A 13,461-nucleotide genomic window follows, 5' to 3' on the forward strand; every position below is an offset into this window, starting at 1 on the left:
TCACCTGATCGGTTTCGCCGGGGTTCAAAAAAGGTCAGATAGGGGACGGTCTCCCGGGTTTCACCTATAGTTCGTCCTCTTCCTCATCCTCGATCGGCTCAAACGATCGTTTCGGCAGAGGCCGGCTGAACGAGCGGTTCAGTCGAATGACGAGCACGCTGATGCTGGCCGCAAAGAGGATCTGGGTCAGCAGGTTCGGCTTCAGTTCGAGGGGTACCACAAAGATCAGCAGGGCATAGATCGGTGCCATCAGTGAGACGATGTCCTTCCTTGGGAGCACCCAGGCCAGCACTCCCAGCAGGATTGCCCCAGCAAACTGTCCGATCCCATACGGGCCAATGTCCGTGATCAGCCCCATCCGCAGGAGCAGCACGTTGAGCATGATACTCCCAAACGAGACCGCCGGCACGGCCAGACTGAGGGCCTTGATCAGCGGTTCTCTCTCTCTCTGCTCGTCACTCATCAGCAGAGTATCGACGTGCGCACGAAAAAATGATGGTATCCCCGGCCGGTCCCATCTGCTGATCACCGGTTCAGGTGCACCGGACGGCCACGGATGGCGGTGAGCTGGGTGATGAGCGTCTCCCTGGCAGCCGCGGCCTCTGCGGCAGCCGCTTTAGCCCGGTTCTCTTCGTCGGCGGCACTCTGTTCGGCGGCCAGGGCCTGTTTCTCCTGGTGCTTCACCTGCTTCTGCAGGTCCTGGTGGCGGGTCCCCGCCGCCGAGGCAGCGATGGCGCTCTCTGTGGCAGAGACAACTGCCGTGGTCTCTCTGACCTGTGCTTCTGCCTCAGCCAGGATACGCTCAGCCTCACCCTCCCCGGAGAAGAGGGCTCTCTCCTCCCTGTTCTTCAGAGAGAGCCCCCCCTCCCTGACCAGTGATGTTGCCTCCCTGATGGCCGAAAGAACGGCAGGGTCCCCGAGGCAGAGGTCGTTCAGCCGCTCTTCGGCCGCTTTAAAGAGGTCCCGGCGGGCCTGTACCAGTCCTGGCACCTTTCCCGCCCGTCTGAAGAGGTGGCCGGCGGTGGTCGCCACTGCCCTCTCCTGGGTGCGTGCCGCGTCCAGTGCCTGCTCCTCCCGCGCCAACCGGTCGGCCTGTGCCCGGTACTCCTGGTACGGTGATGACTGTTCGAGGGTTCTCTGCTCCTCCTCTGCTGCTGCCAGCAGGCGCCGCAGGTCCTCCCCTCTCATCCTCTCCTCAGCGGCGAGGGTCTTCAGCGCCTCCGCACTCTTCTCTGTGGAGACCAGTCGCCGGTAGGTCCCCCGCGCCTGGTCGATCAGGTCACATCGCGGGTTCACCTCAGCGAAGACGGCGGTCATCCTGTTGATCCCCCGCCCGACCTCTGCGATCGACGCCTTGATCCCGTCCATCTCGTCGGGGAGGACGGCCCGGAGGTACCGGCCCTGCCCCTGCTGGGCACGGATGGCACATTTGAGCAGCTCCGCCGCCTCGGTGTAGAAGAGGGCCGGGTCTCTGCTCTCCAGGTCATGGGCAAGGGCCGCCTCCATCGCCTTCTGGAACGCCGGCAGCGAGACCCTCGTCACCTGTGCCAGCTTCGGGTGGACCTCATCGTCCGGCTCTGCCGGGGCAAGCATCCGCACCTGGCTGGCGAGCGCTTCCACGGCCCCCCGGATCACCTGCCGGTCGTCAGTCGTCCGCTCTTCGCGTTCGACAGTGATCTCTGTGGTCCACCTATCGAGCAGCTCACTCACCTCGTCGAGGTCGACCATCTCCTGTCGGACCTCCCCCTTCTCTTCTCCCCTGATCAGGTCCCGGATCTTTTTGAACATTCCACCATCACCTCCTCTAATCACTGCCTGCGATCTGCTGGAGTCGTTCAACTCCGCCGATCTCCCGGATCACCGAGACCACCGCCGGCGGAACCCGGCTCTCCCAGGGTTCTCCGTTCAGCATCAACTCACGGATGGCCGTGCCGCAGTGGGTCTCTCGCTCGTACATCGCCGGCGACTCGACAGCCATCCCGACCTCGGCAAAGAGCCTGACCACCAGCGGGTTGCTCGAGTAGACCCGGTCGAAGGGCGGAGCCATCGACCGGACATGTGCGACCCAGAGGGCGTTGCGCTGGATGTCCTGGATCGGGATCACATAGTACGGGCGGTCCAGGTGGGCGAGCGCCCGCGTGATCATCAGCACCCGCTCGCCGGCGGTGAACGGGTTGTTCACCTCATGCGAGAGCTGGGCCGAACCGATCCCGATGATGATCTCGTCGGCCGTCTCTGCAATCCGCTCGAGTACCGACTGGTGGCCGTAATGGTACGGCTGGAACCGGCCGATGTAGAAGGCCCTGCTCATCATCGCTCCTCCCGATTGCCGGCCGCCAGGTTCGCGATCCTGGCCGCGAAGGCCCCGGCCGTGAACCCTGCGTCGATGTTCACGACCGAGAGGACCGAGCAGGACTGGAGCATCGAGCCGAGCGCGGCCTGCCCTGCCCCCATGTACCCGTACCCGGTCGAAACCGGCACCCCGATCACCGGCCGGTCGACGAGGCCGGCCACCACCGCGGGCAGGGTTCCTTCCCTCCCTGCGGCGACGATGAAGACATGAGCCTCCATCACCTCCTGCAATGCCGGGAAGAGCCGGTGGATCCCGGCGGCCCCGACATCGTAGGCGGTCATCACCTCGCACCCCATCTCCTCGGCGATCAGCCGGGCCTCCTCGGCGACCCTGATATCGGCGGTACCTGCCGTGATGACCGCGACCCGCCCGCCGGTCCTGACCGGCTCTGTGCCGTCGGAGAGGATCAGGATCCCTCCTTCCGGCCGGTAGGTGAGGGTCAGGTCCGTCCCGTCGACCGCCGCCCTGACCACCGCCTCCTGCTCAGGGCTGACCCTGGTCGCCAGGCTCCTGCCGATCGCCGTTGCGTGCGCCTGCATGATCGAGGCCAGACCTGTTGCAGTCTTCCCCTCGGCCAGGACCGCCTCAGGCATCCCGCACCGGACACTCCGGCCGAGATCCAGCCTGGCCAGGTCTCCGACCTTCCCGATCCGAAAGCCCTCGATCTCTTCGACCGCCTGATCGAGTGAGAGGGAGCCGTCCCTGTACCCGGCAAGTACTCTTGCGAGCGTCTGATTCGGTTGCATGATCTGAATTAAGATAGGGGACTATCCATACTAATAGGTATATTCCCATGAGCTACCTCTTCTCTGTCGGGGCCTTCGGTGCAGCGGTCACCCTCTTCCTCTGGCTGCGCGATTCCAGGATCTATCTTCGGACCGGTCTCGCCGGTTATCGGACTAGGGTCCGCCAGGGCGTCCTCTATACGGCCCTCGCCCTGCTCGGCGCCGGTATCGCCTGGAATGAACCGGTGGAGTTGATCGGCCTCGGGGTGGTCCTCCTCGCACTCTACCTGCAGGGCAGGGTCGAGCACGAGCAGGTCTGGACGGGCGAAGAGACGCTTCCACGGCTGCTCGGCGCGGTTAGGCGCCGGCAGAAGTGAGCGGGATAGCGGGAATCTCAGAGTTTTAGGAGTTTATCATGGTACAGCGACCACGCGGCACACGTGACTTTTTACCGGATGAGATGGAAGCACGGCGGATGATCGAGGGACGGATGCGCGAGGCGGTCAGACGCTGGGGGTACCGCGAGGTCGCGACTCCGATCTTCGAGGATCTCTCCCTCTTTACGATGCGGTCCGGACAGGGGATCATCGATGAGATGTACGTCTTCCAGGACAAGGGAGGCCGGGACCTGGCCCTGCGGCCCGAGTTGACCGCGGCTGTCCTTCGGATGTACGTGAACGAGGCCAGGGTGCTGGCCAAACCCCTCAGGTGGTGCTATTTTGCCGACTGTTTCCGGTATGAACGTCCCCAGAAGGGGAGGTACCGGCAGTTCTGGCAGTTCGGGGTTGAACTGATCGGGGCCGATACCGCGGCGGCCGACGCAGAGGTGATCCTGGTCGCGGACAGCGCGATCCGGTCAAGCGGGCTCGACTATGACCTGAAGATCGGTCATCTCGGGCTGATGAAGCATCTGCTCGGAGACGTCAGCGAGGAGGTCCGCCGGAAGGTGATGGCCTACCTCGACAAGAAGGAGTTCGACGGCCTTCGGGACTACTTGGAGACCGTAGGGCTGGCCCGCCTGGCCGACCCGCTCACCCGTCTGCTGGCGGCCGAGACCCTGGACGAGGCCTTCGCGGTCACCGGCCCGCTGCCCGAGGAGGGGCGGATCCGGGAGATGGCGGCGCTACTCGACGCCTCCGGTGTCCGCTACTCCTACAACTTCGGGATCGCCCGGGGGCTGGACTACTACACCGGGATGGTCTTCGAAGGATTTGCGAAGAACCTCGGGGCCGAGAGCCAGATAGTCGGCGGCGGGGCCTACCGGCTCGCCCAGGTCTTCGGCGGGGATGATGCCCCGTCGGTCGGGTTTGCCATCGGGTTCGACCGGGTGATGGTCGCGCTCGGCGAGGTGCAGACACGGAAGCAGAAGATCGTTGGGGTCGTCTCCACGGCAGAGGGACGGCCTTTTGCCTTCCAGGCAGCGGCTGCATTCCGGACGGCCGGCATCCGCGCAGATCTCGACCTCTCAGACCGCGGTCTCGGGGCCCAGCTGGCCCGGGCCGCGAAGGAGGCCGACTTCGCCGTGTTGATCGGCGAGCGGGAGGCCGCCACCAGGACGGTCACCATCAAGGACCTCGCCACCGGGACGCAGACCGCTGTGACGATCGATCAGGCGGTCAGGACGGTGATCGATGGTTCTCGCTGAGGATCTGGCATCCTCACAGCGGTCCATCTCGATCGCCGAGTTCTTCGAGAAGAACAAGCACCTACTCGGGTTCGACTCCCCGACCCGCGGGATCATCACCACCATCAAGGAGGCCGTCGATAACGCCCTCGATGCCTGCGAAGAGGCCGAGGTCCTCCCTGATATCTACATCGAGGTGAAGCGGAAGAGCGGGGACCTCTTCTGGATCATGGTCGAGGACAACGGCCCGGGGATCATGCCCGAGCAGGTGCCGTTCGTCTTTGGAAAACTGCTGTACGGCTCCCGGTTTCACCAGATCCGACAGTCGCGCGGGCAGCAGGGGATCGGGATCAGTGCGGCGGTGCTCTACGCCCAGCTCACCTCCGGCACCCCGGCCGTCGTCACCACCAGGACCGGGCCGGCCACGCCGGCGCACCGGATGGAGATCCAGATCAAGGTCGCGACCAACGAGCCGAAGGTCCTCTCCAACAAAGAGGTGCCCTGGGACCGGACTCACGGGACCAGGGTCGAGATAGAATTCACGAGCACCCTCTCGGCGAAGAAACGGCTGATCGAGTACCTCCGGTATACAGGGGTTGTCAACCCGCACGCCCGGATCCGCGCCGAGATCGACGGCGAGACCTTCACCTCCGAACGTGTCAGCAACGAGGTGCTGGTCTGTCCGAAGGCCATCAAGCCGCACCCGTACGGTATCGAACTCGGGATGCTGAAGCGGATGGCCGAGGGGGAGACCCGGCCGCTGCTGGAATTCCTGACCGAGGAGTTCTCCCGGGTCGGGAAGAAGACAGCCGAGGAGATCTGTGCGATCGCCTCCCTCCGTCCGGCGGCGCAGGTGAAACGGCTGAACCCCGACCAGCAGCGGTCGCTCCTCGCTGCGATGCAGCAGGTGAAGGTGCCGGCCCCGCCGACCTCCCAGTGCCTCTCCCCAATCGGGGAGGAACTGATGGTCAAGGGGCTGGAGGCAGAGTTCAGGATGGACTTTGTCAAGGCCAGGACCAGGCCCTCGTCGGTCTTCTCCGGCCACCCGTTCATGGTCGAGGCCGCGCTCGGGTACGGTGGGAAGCTCCCGCCTGAAGGGAACGGGCAGATCATGCGGTTCGCCAACCGGGTGCCCCTGATCTACCAGCAGGGGGCCTGCGCGATCACCCAGTCGGTCGCCGGCGTGAACTGGAAGGCGTACGGGATCGGGCAGCAGGGACTGCCGATGGGGCCGGTGCTGATCCTGGTCCATGTCGCCTCGACCAATGTCCCGTTCACCTCGGAGTCCAAGGACGCGATCGCTTCGATCCCTGAGATCGAGAAGGAGATCGTCCTCGCCCTCCAGGACCTGGGGCGGGACCTGAAGGCCTTTATTTCCAGGCGTGACCGGACCAAACTGCAGGAGGACCGGGCCCGGGCGATCCTTGCGATCATCCCTGATATCGCCCGGAAGGTGAGCGAGATCGTCGAGAAGCCGGTGCCCGACCTGACGGTGATCGAGGGGCAGATCATGCACAAGGTGGTGGCCCGGAAACAGACGACGGCCGGCAGGATCGTCCTCTCGGTCCACAACTACACTGCGAAGGACGTCGAGGTGCAGGTCTACGACATCTCGACCGACCCGGCCCTCGACGCCGTTCCGGCGCCGGACTTCGTCTCCCCGCTGGACGATACCTTCACGCGGGTCTGGCAGTGTATTCTCCCCCCTGGCGAGGGCTGGGAGGCGTCCTATACCGGGGTCGGCGGCGGGTCGCTGGACCTGCGCGGAATTTCGGAACAGATGAAAACGGTGGTGGATCTCGATGTCTAAGGAGGCGCTCGATGCGCAGGCACGGCAGGAACTGCTCAGGATAGCAGAGGCCTGGTATGACCAGATGACCGGCGGGGTGGTCCCGTCCATCTCCCTTCCGACCCGGACCAAGCAGAACATCGCTTTCGATGAGACGAGCGAGGTCTGGAAGTACGGCGAGCGGGAGAGTCTCCGGTCGGCCCACTCGGCCAAGAGCGCGCTGCATCTGCTGAAGATGTCGTACGTGATTGGTTTTCTCAAGCAGCAGCTGGCCGAGAACCGGTCTTCGACGCTGAGAGAACTGTATTACATCTCCGAGGGCTGGAAGAAGGCGAAGTTCCATGCACAGGACGAGAGCAACCTGCTGATCGAGGACCTCGAGATCCTGACGATGTTACAGCGCGAGGCGTTCCATCTCCGGCCTGAGGAGGACGGGGCGACGGTCTTCGGGCCGATCCGCCTGAAGGAGATGACCCGGCGGGGGGTCAAGGAGATCCACTGCCAGGAGGACGTCGGCGAGGCCGGGTACGCGATCCCGAACAATGTCGAGAACCTGGAGTTCGTCGACCATGACGCGAAGTTCGTCATCGCCATCGAGACCGGCGGTATGTACGCCCGGCTGCAGGAGAACGGCTTCGACGAGGAGTACGGGGCGGTGCTGGTCCACCTGAAGGGGCAGCCGGCCCGGTCGACCAGGCGGGTGCTGCACATGATCCATGAGAAGTTCAAGCTCCCGATTACGGTCTTCACCGATGGTGACCCCTGGTCGTACCGGATCTACGCCTCGGTCGCCTATGGCTCGATCAAGAGTGCGCACATGTCCGAACTGCTGGCGACCCCGAGGGCGCAGTTCATCGGGGTGCAGCCGAGCGACATCAGCGACTACAACCTTCCGTCAGATACGCTGACCGAGCGGGACGTGATGGCCCTGAAGTCAGAGTTGAGCGACCCCCGGTTCGACACCGAGTACTGGCGGTACCAGATCGGCCGGCAGCTGGAGCTCGGGATCAAGTCCGAACAGCAGGCCTTCGCGGCCCGCGGACTCGATTACGTGACGAAGGAGTACCTGCCGGCACGGTTGAGCGAGATGGGTGTTTTATAAAACTTGAATTATTTTCAATTTTCATTTTTTTGTCAGGTTCTGCCTCGTGACTGTATCAGTTCAGAGAAGACCTCCCGGGCTCTCTCCGGGTTAAAATCTTTGAGGGCACAGGACCGTGCAGCTTCTCCCAGACGGGCCTGTACATCTTTATCCGAAAGGATGGCGTAGAGTGCTGATGCAAGTGCCGCAGGATCCTTCTGATCAACAACGATCCCGCACTCATGTTCCTTAAAGTACCAACTGACAAACGAATCTGCTGGTGCATGGACAAGGATTGGTCGTCCTGAGGCCAGGTAGTCGCCGGTCTTCCCGGGAGCAGAGGTCCGTATCACCTCTGGATATGCCGAGTTGAAGGCAAGCGGTAAGAAGAGCACATCCGCACGCTGCTGAACTTCTGAAATCACTGAAAGAGGTTGGTGTTTATGATAGACGACCGGACCCCGGATCCCTTCTGCTTCAAGGTTGGCCTGGGATTGCGTCGTATACAGGTGAACCTTAATATCATCCCGGTTTAGCGATCGTATCGCTTCAATGAGGTCCCTGAAAGCATCGAAGTGTGCCGCGTAGATCGCTCCGGTATAGACGATCTTCTTCTCTCCTTCCGGTTGAGATTTCTTCTCTCTGTCTGTGATATCGGGCAGATCTGAGGGATTATGAATGATTGTGGCGGTGATGTCATACCTGTCCAGATAATCATTGAACATGAACTCATTGGGGACGATCACCCCGGTTGCGCCGCGGAGCAGTTCCGGTTCGTACTTCTCGGTGAACGAGTACACCTCTGCGGACTTATCAGCCTGCGAGTACTTGTCGAAGGCATAGAGATAGAAAGGAATCCCGAGGATCCGGCTTGCACGATATGCAGCCGGAGGGTCAAAGATATCCCCTGTGCACGCCACAATCGCATCACAGGCCTCCTTTCTCACGATCTTAACGATCTGCCTGGTTCGAAAGGAGAGGAACCATTCCAGAACAGCCTTCAGATGGAGTGCGCCGGCAGCACCTATGATCGCCCGCCTGTTCACCTGGTAATCAGGGCTCAGAAAATGATAGTGGGCTCTGAGTTTTGGTGCGCACTCGCCATGCATCGAATAAAAATGATAATTTTTCTGGGTGATCAGGCAGTACTCGTCCGGGTTCATCTCTTTCAGGAGATGATAGAGCACGACGGCCTGGCCACCCCATGCCGGCGGAAGTGCGATGGATACAAGGGCGAACTTCATGGAGGTCTCCTGCCTGATCCGGTTTAATATCTGCGGTATCCCAGGAGTATCTTCAGCATTGTATCGCTGACGTGTTCACTCAGGTACTCGGGAGGTATGCTCCACTCCTCTCTCTGTGAGAGCACATAAGCAACACAAGTTCTAATGGACGCTGCATCCGCTCCACTCAGGATGTTGCTGCCGCATTCGATCGTCTCGGGTCGTTCGGTGACATCCCGGATCGTCACATTCGGAACCCTGAAGATACAGCACTCCTCCTGGACGGTTCCACTGTCGCTCAGCACACCCCGGGCATTTTGTTCAAGTCGTATGAAGTCGAAGAGCCCGAATGGGGCATGGAACTGGATGGCTGGGGAGAGCTGCAGACCAAAGGACTGCATCTTGTCCCTGGTCCTCGGGTGCAGGCTGCAGATGACTGGAATCTTATAGGTGGCGTGCAGTTCTTCAAGTGCAGAGAGGAGCGATTTCAGACGGGACTCGACATCCACATTCTCCGCCCGGTGCATGGTGACCAGGAAGTACTCACCTTCTGTGACACCTAACTGCTGAAGAATATCAGATCGATCGACCTTGGGCTGGTAATGGGTGATCACCTCCTTGATGGGATTCCCCGTCACATAGATCCTCTCGCCAGGGATCCCCTCGCGCACCAGGTTGGCACGGCTCCGCTCGGTATAGGGGAGGAGCAGGTCGCTGGAGTGATCGATGATCCGCCTGTTCACCTCTTCCGGAACCCGGTCATCGTAACACCGGTTCCCGGCCTCCATGTGGATGACCGGGATCCCGAGCCTCTTTGCGACGATGGCCGAGAGACTGCTGTTGGTATCCCCGAGGAGGAGGAGCCGGTCCGGCTTCTCTTTTTGCATCAGTTCTTCACTGACAGCGATGATCTTACCGATCTGATCGCCGGCACTCTTCCCCTGTACGCCCATAAAATAGTCCGGCTTCCTGATCTCCATCTCGTCAAAGAAGATGTCGTTCAGGTTTGGGTCATAGTTCTGGCCGGTATGGACGAGGATGTGCTCGCAGAACTGATCGAGTTTGGGAATGATCCTGCTCAGGCGTATAATCTCGGGCCTGGTGCCCAGGATGGTCATCACCTTCATCTAAGCAGTTCTCCCCCGGTCCCCTGCTGGTCTTCCAGGAGGAGATGGTGCTTGTGGAGTCCCTCGCGAACCTCTTCCGGTGACATCAGGTTGTCCGCGGAGCTGTACTCCTTACCAATGATCGGGCTCTTCTCCTCTTCTCTGAGGAGTTCTGGGAGGATCGGGAGGATCACATAATAGTCTCCCCGCTCGATAGTCCTGTGCCCTTCCTCCTCTGACACCAGGATCTCATCGACCTTCTCGCCAGGCCGGATCCCGGTCACGACCGTTTTGATGGGGCGAGTGCCGATGAGGGCCGCTGCTATATCGGTCACCTTTGCAGAGGGAACCCGCGGGATGTAGGTCTCCCCTGCATAGGCGTATCTGACCGCGGCAAAGATTGTGTCGACGGCCTGGTCCAGGCTGAGCAGGAACCGGGTCATATCAGATGTGGTGATCGTAACCGGCCCGCCCTGCAGGATCTGGTCGTGAAACAACGGGATCACTGACCCTCTCGAAGCCAGCACATTCCCGTAACGCACACAGATGAACCGGGTCTTCGGGCTGTCCATGTTCGCCTTGATGAAGATCCGCTCCTGGATGGCCTTGGTCATCCCCATCACATTCACCGGTTTGCAGGCCTTGTCGGTCGAGACTCCGACCACCGTCTCGATGGGGAGGTCCTGTTCCCTGATGGCCCGCACGATGTTCTCCGGGCCGGCAATGTTGGTCGAGACCGCTTCAAACGGGAAGTATTCACAGGAAGGGACCTGCTTTAATGCAGCAGCATTGAAGACCACGTCGACGCCATGCAATGCTCCACTGATGCTGTGGATATCCCGGACATCCCCGATCCTGAACTCAAGTGTCTGTTTGAAGTTGTTGTAGATGACCTCGTCGGTGGTCACCTTGCGGTTCAGGTATTCCATGCGCATGAAGTGCTGCTTTGCCTCATCGCGTGAGAAGACAATGATCTTCTTTGGCACTCCCATCTCGCCTGAGAGCAGCCGCTTGATCAGCACTTTTCCCAGTGACCCTGTCCCGCCTGTGACCAGTATTGTTTTATCGGTGAACATCAGTGTTCCTCTTGGTATTATATGGGGTCGGATCACGATATAACTCTTCTATCATGACCTGCCAGGAAGGTACGCTGATGGAGGTTGCCGCACTGAACCGCGATCCGTCCAGGCTCCGGTCTGAGATGACGCTCTCGTCCGGTTCGATCACGATGTCATCGGTCTGATAGTGCTGTTTTAGCAGCATCAGGAGATCATACTTGCTGATCGGCTCTGCGGCCACCTGCCAGACTCCATGGAGGTCGGGGTGGTTTTCGATGATCGCTCCGATGATCTCCGCCAGTGCATTGGTCGTCAGGCCACTGAATATCGCCTTCTTGTACCCCTGGATCGTCTTTCCTCTCTGGTGAAGGAACCATTCGACGAGGCCATGGGTCGAGTCCAGCTCGCGGCCGATGATCGAGGTCCGTATCGTCAGGCATCGGGGGTAGTCCACCTCTCCAAGGAACTTGGTCTTTCCGTACAGGTCCTCGGCATCGGAGGGATCCTCTTCTGTGTAGTTTCCTTTGTTACCAGAGAAGACACAATCTGTGCTCATGTGGATCATCCGAATCTTTCGTTTCAGGCAGATCTGCGCCAGTTGGTGGGGAAAGAGTGCATTGATCGCGATGCTGGGAAGGGGATCCCGTGCGGTCGGGAGCTGCTTGACGATGCCGATGCAGTTGATGATCAGATCCGGTTTGCTCTCTTCCACTGCCCGGGTGACACTCTCAAGATCATCTGCAGTCACCCCTCCGATCAGTGTCATCTTCCCAAGGACCGGATGATCGGTCAGGTTCGACACCCCCTTCCTCACCGTCCCGGTTACGGTGAACCGGCCGGCAAGAACCTGCATCAGTTTGTGCCCCAGCATACCGGTGGCACCCAAAATCAGAACTTTCATACGTCTCTCCTCTCCTGTTCTGGTGAATTGATCAACTCGTTATACAGATCGATATGACTCTTCAGGTACTTATCCACACTGTACTCGTCGTGGACAATCCCCAGACCCCTCTGCACCATCGCGTCATATCGCTCCTGATCCCCCAACAGGTCTTCAATGGCACGGGCCAGCGCATGAGCGTCTTTCCTGGGTACAGCCACGCCCCCGTCTGGCGCATGGATGACACTGGGCAGCGAAGTCCCCTCGAAGACGATCACCGGGGTTCCGCAGGCCATCGATTCCACCGCCATCATCCCGAAGGCCTCGGCTTCGGATGGCATTAGAAAGATATCCGCAGCGTTCAGGGCATCGATCACGGTCTCATAATCTTCTGACCATCCCAGTTCGATGCAGGTATATCTTTTGTCCAGAAAGCCTGCGGCCCCTTTCTTCTGAATAATGATGATATATGTGGGTTTTTTCAGGTTCAGATCATTCAGTGCCTCTCTGATATACGGCCAGCCCTTGAACCGGTCCCCCTCTCCGGTGTATCTGAATGCAAGGACATGGGCATCTGCCGGGATGTTAAATCGTGCCCTGCATACTTCTCTCTCTTTTGGCCTGAATTTCTCAAGGTCCAGGCCCAGGGGAATGACCCGGCAGGGGAGATGAGAGAGTATGGGGCTCTGTTGCACCCGTTCCTGCATCCAGCGGGAGGCGACCACCAGGTTGACATCTGCATGACTCATCACCCAGCGCTTGATCTTCCAGACCAGTGCTGTGGAATCCCATAACACGGGAAATGGCAATGTCAGGTCCGGGCAACTCCCACACCCGGTCTTCCACCGTTCACACTCTATCGAGTAGATGCAGTGGCCTGACATCAGCCAGGGGTCATGGATCGTCCAGACCGTTCTTCTGGTGCGGCTGATATACGGAATGAGCAGAAGGCTGAAGAAGGAGACTCCATGCACAATCTGGAGGTGTACCACGTCTGCATTCCTAAAGAAGGACCTCCACAGCAGCGTTATTCCGGAGATCGGCAACATCGATCGTAAGCCGGTGATCTTCTCCAGAACCGTCACGACCATTCTGTCAAATTGACGGGTCAGGGGGTTGCCGACACGGTGAATATCTGGGTCATCCATCTTTTTGTAGAGGACTGCCATATGGGACTGCTCTCCCAGTTTCTTCAGGTATCGGTGGATCTGATATCCATTGAACTGCTCACCCTCGGCGTCCCAGGTCGTGATGTTTAACACCTTCATAGAATCCCCACGTTCTTCTGTTTCAGCTCTGACTCCCCGGTCGGATGTTGTTGAACTCAAATATTCACCGTTGTCAGGTGCACTTTATAAGCGGTCCAGCCGATCTTTCCTGCCAGAAGACACCTTTTCGGCGGTCCAGATCGTCCAAAATATGATCAGTGCATAATATTTTCAGTAATGACATGCTCCTGATTTTTCCTGTTACTGGTGATTTTCATGCTGGCATTGTCATTGTCTCCAAACGGTGATCCCTTCAATATCCGGATGTCGCTGCCCATCCCTGCTTTTCAATCAGAATATTCTTTGAGGGGTCAATTCTCTGATTTGAGACGATTAATTTTTACGTATACTGTT

13 protein-coding genes are annotated in these 13,461 nt (G+C 59.8%); 4 read left to right on the forward strand and 9 right to left on the reverse strand.

The features are described 5' to 3' along the window. Positions 1-64 precede the first annotated feature (64 nt). From ACFKSJ_RS11815 to larB, 4 genes are all read right to left on the reverse strand, one after another. Complete coding sequence (locus tag ACFKSJ_RS11815) at positions 65-463, reverse strand: hypothetical protein (protein WP_440949999.1); 399 nt, start codon at positions 461-463, stop codon at positions 65-67. 62 nt (positions 464-525) lie between these two features. Further along, on the reverse strand, positions 526-1,788 hold the full coding sequence (locus ACFKSJ_RS11820; protein WP_440950000.1) for a hypothetical protein: 1,263 nt from the start codon (positions 1,786-1,788) through the stop codon (positions 526-528). A gap of 16 nt (positions 1,789-1,804) precedes the next feature. Beyond that, entirely contained in the window at positions 1,805-2,311 is a 507-nt protein-coding gene (locus ACFKSJ_RS11825; RefSeq protein WP_440950001.1) for a nicotinamide-nucleotide adenylyltransferase, read from the reverse strand. Beyond that, on the reverse strand, positions 2,311-3,099 hold the full coding sequence (larB, locus tag ACFKSJ_RS11830; RefSeq protein ID WP_440950002.1) for a nickel pincer cofactor biosynthesis protein LarB: 789 nt from the start codon (positions 3,097-3,099) through the stop codon (positions 2,311-2,313). Before larB ends, ACFKSJ_RS11825 begins: the two co-directional genes overlap by 1 nt. Before the next feature lie 47 nt (positions 3,100-3,146). Between larB and ACFKSJ_RS11835 the strand changes: the two genes are divergently transcribed. Genes ACFKSJ_RS11835 through ACFKSJ_RS11850 form a run of 4 tightly spaced genes read left to right on the forward strand, consistent with a single transcriptional unit; the run spans position 3,147 to position 7,593 of the window. Then, positions 3,147-3,455 (forward strand): ABC transporter permease, encoded by a 309-nt coding sequence (locus ACFKSJ_RS11835; RefSeq protein WP_440950003.1) that lies wholly within the window; start codon positions 3,147-3,149, stop codon positions 3,453-3,455. Positions 3,456-3,493: 38 nt separating this feature from the next. Next, positions 3,494-4,723: a histidine--tRNA ligase gene (gene hisS / locus ACFKSJ_RS11840; protein WP_440950004.1), complete on the forward strand. Its 1,230-nt coding sequence runs from the start codon at positions 3,494-3,496 to the stop codon at positions 4,721-4,723. After that, positions 4,710-6,512: a DNA topoisomerase VI subunit B gene (locus tag ACFKSJ_RS11845; RefSeq protein WP_440950005.1), complete on the forward strand. Its 1,803-nt coding sequence runs from the start codon at positions 4,710-4,712 to the stop codon at positions 6,510-6,512. Before hisS ends, ACFKSJ_RS11845 begins: the two co-directional genes overlap by 14 nt. After that, positions 6,505-7,593, forward strand: coding sequence for a DNA topoisomerase IV subunit A (locus tag ACFKSJ_RS11850; protein WP_440950006.1), 1,089 nt, complete (start codon positions 6,505-6,507; stop codon positions 7,591-7,593). The genes ACFKSJ_RS11845 and ACFKSJ_RS11850 overlap by 8 nt, the downstream gene beginning before the upstream one ends. A 32-nt stretch (positions 7,594-7,625) precedes the next feature. On the opposite strand, the gene ACFKSJ_RS11855 is transcribed toward ACFKSJ_RS11850, so the two are convergent. The 5 genes from ACFKSJ_RS11855 to ACFKSJ_RS11875 are packed head-to-tail and all read right to left on the reverse strand — an operon-like array spanning position 7,626 to position 13,107. Beyond that, positions 7,626-8,816 carry a glycosyltransferase gene (locus ACFKSJ_RS11855; protein ID WP_440950007.1) on the reverse strand — a complete coding sequence of 397 codons (1,191 nt, stop codon included), beginning with the start codon at positions 8,814-8,816 and terminating at the stop codon, positions 7,626-7,628. Between the two features lie 23 nt (positions 8,817-8,839). Further along, complete coding sequence (gene wecB / locus ACFKSJ_RS11860) at positions 8,840-9,922, reverse strand: non-hydrolyzing UDP-N-acetylglucosamine 2-epimerase (protein WP_440950008.1); 1,083 nt, start codon at positions 9,920-9,922, stop codon at positions 8,840-8,842. Further along, on the reverse strand, positions 9,919-10,977 hold the full coding sequence (locus ACFKSJ_RS11865; RefSeq protein WP_440950009.1) for a polysaccharide biosynthesis protein: 1,059 nt from the start codon (positions 10,975-10,977) through the stop codon (positions 9,919-9,921). Before ACFKSJ_RS11865 ends, wecB begins: the two co-directional genes overlap by 4 nt. Next, positions 10,964-11,860, reverse strand: coding sequence for a dTDP-4-dehydrorhamnose reductase family protein (locus ACFKSJ_RS11870; RefSeq protein ID WP_440950010.1), 897 nt, complete (start codon positions 11,858-11,860; stop codon positions 10,964-10,966). Before ACFKSJ_RS11870 ends, ACFKSJ_RS11865 begins: the two co-directional genes overlap by 14 nt. Then, positions 11,857-13,107 (reverse strand): glycosyltransferase, encoded by a 1,251-nt coding sequence (locus ACFKSJ_RS11875; RefSeq protein ID WP_440950011.1) that lies wholly within the window; start codon positions 13,105-13,107, stop codon positions 11,857-11,859. The genes ACFKSJ_RS11870 and ACFKSJ_RS11875 overlap by 4 nt, the downstream gene beginning before the upstream one ends. Between the last annotated feature and the right edge of the window lie 354 nt (positions 13,108-13,461).

The sequence above is a fragment of the Methanosphaerula subterraneus genome (genome assembly GCF_052055875.1).
GTDB classification, from domain to species: Archaea; Halobacteriota; Methanomicrobia; order Methanomicrobiales; family Methanospirillaceae; genus Methanosphaerula; species Methanosphaerula subterraneus.